Genomic DNA, 1,600 nt, shown 5'->3' with positions numbered 1-1,600 from the left:
CCCACAGCATTATTTAAGGCATTGGAACGAAGAGAATTAGAGCAGACAAGCTCCGCAAAATTTCCTGTATGAAATGCGGGACTTTTCTTGGCAGGCCGCATTTCGATCAAATGAACCTGTATGCCTCTTTTGGCACATTGCCAGGCCGCTTCACAGCCGGCTAATCCGGCACCGATGATCGTGACTTCTTTCATGACTTTTCTTCCTTTTTCTTTGTTTCTTTTTTGATATAGCGGCACTTTGGATAGTTACTACAACCGATAAATGTCGTTCCAAAACGCGATTTGCGCTTTACTAGATCATGACCACACTCCGGACATTTTTCTCCCGTCGGTTCCGGTTTGGCCTTTTCCTTTAATGGTACGATTGTTTTACATTCCGGGTAGTTTGAACAAGCCCAGAAAGGTCCATAACGACCTTTTTTGATGACCATCTTAGCTCCACAGTTCGGGCAGAATTTTTCTTCCTGTCCTTCCGGTGTAGTCTGTTCATCCTGCTCACTTTCTGTATAGCGACATTTTGGAAAGTTGATACAAGAAATAAACTTGCCATATTTTCCGTTACGATAGACAAGTTCACCACCACATTCCGGGCAGGTACGCCCCACACGCTCCAGTTCTTTTTTAGGCATCTTTTCATAAGCTGATTGTACTAAAGGCGCAAATTCATCATAAAAAGTATGCATATAGGCAATCGGGTCAATTTGTCCTTCCGCAATTTCATCCAATGTATTTTCCATATTGGCCGTATATTCGACATTGATCACACTTTTAAAATATTCCTGCAGCTTTTCATCCGTCAACATTCCCTGTTCACTTGGAAAGAAAACTTTTGTCTTCGTTGTCTTGTTTGGATCGGCCTTGAGTTCGGCATAGCCTCTTTTTTGCAGTGTATCAATGATCATCGCATAAGTGCTTGGACGACCAATGGATTTTTCCTCCAGCTCCTTGATCAATTTTGCTTCCGTATAGCGAGCCGGTGGTTCGGTAAAATGCTGTTTAGCATCAACAGGTACATCTTCAAAGACATCTTCCTTTGTCAAAGCTGGTAAAAGATCATCTTTTTGTTTCTCATATTTATCATAGACCTTTAAATAACCATCAAAGGTTAAGATGGAACCGGATGCCGCATATTCACAACCGTTGCAGTCTAATTTTACATTGGTCACACTAAAAACCGCATCACTCATCAGATAAGCCATTGTTCTGGCATAAATCATCTCATAAAGACGGTACTGTTCATTGGTCAAGTAAGGTTTGATTCTTTGCGGCGTATTTAAAACATTGGTCGGTCGAATCGCTTCATGTGCATCCTGTGCGTTTTTAGCATTTTTCGCATGAAGCTTTCCCACATATTCTTTTCCGTATTCCTGCTCGATCTGCTGCATCGCATCTTTGACAAAGATGTCACTTAATCGAGTGGAATCACTACGCATATACGTGATCAAACCTTCCATCTGACCACCCAGGTCGATACCTTCATACAGCTTTTGGGCAATACTCATCGTCCGACGCGCACCAAAACCGAGCTTTGTACTGGCTTCCTGCTGCAGCGTTGAAGTAGTAAATGGTAATCGAGCCTGTTTTTTGCGAGAACGTGT

The 1,600-nt window shown here is 42.4% G+C and carries 2 protein-coding genes; both read right to left on the bottom strand.

The window, feature by feature from the left end; genetic code table 11:
• A partial coding sequence (locus U0M88_RS04765; RefSeq protein ID WP_331869068.1) for an FAD-dependent oxidoreductase occupies positions 1 to 194 on the bottom strand: 194 nt, incomplete at its 3' end.
• Positions 191 to 1,600: DNA topoisomerase family protein (locus tag U0M88_RS04760; RefSeq protein ID WP_331869067.1), on the bottom strand; the 1,410-nt coding region annotated here is incomplete at its 5' end. The genes U0M88_RS04765 and U0M88_RS04760, both read right to left, overlap by 4 nt.

Origin of the sequence: Faecalicoccus sp., assembly GCF_036552745.1 — a bacterium.
In the GTDB taxonomy this organism is placed as follows: domain Bacteria; phylum Bacillota_I; class Bacilli_A; order Erysipelotrichales; family Erysipelotrichaceae; genus Faecalicoccus.
The sequence above is the reverse complement of the archived record's forward strand: the minus strand, read 5'-3'. Positions and strand labels throughout refer to the sequence as shown.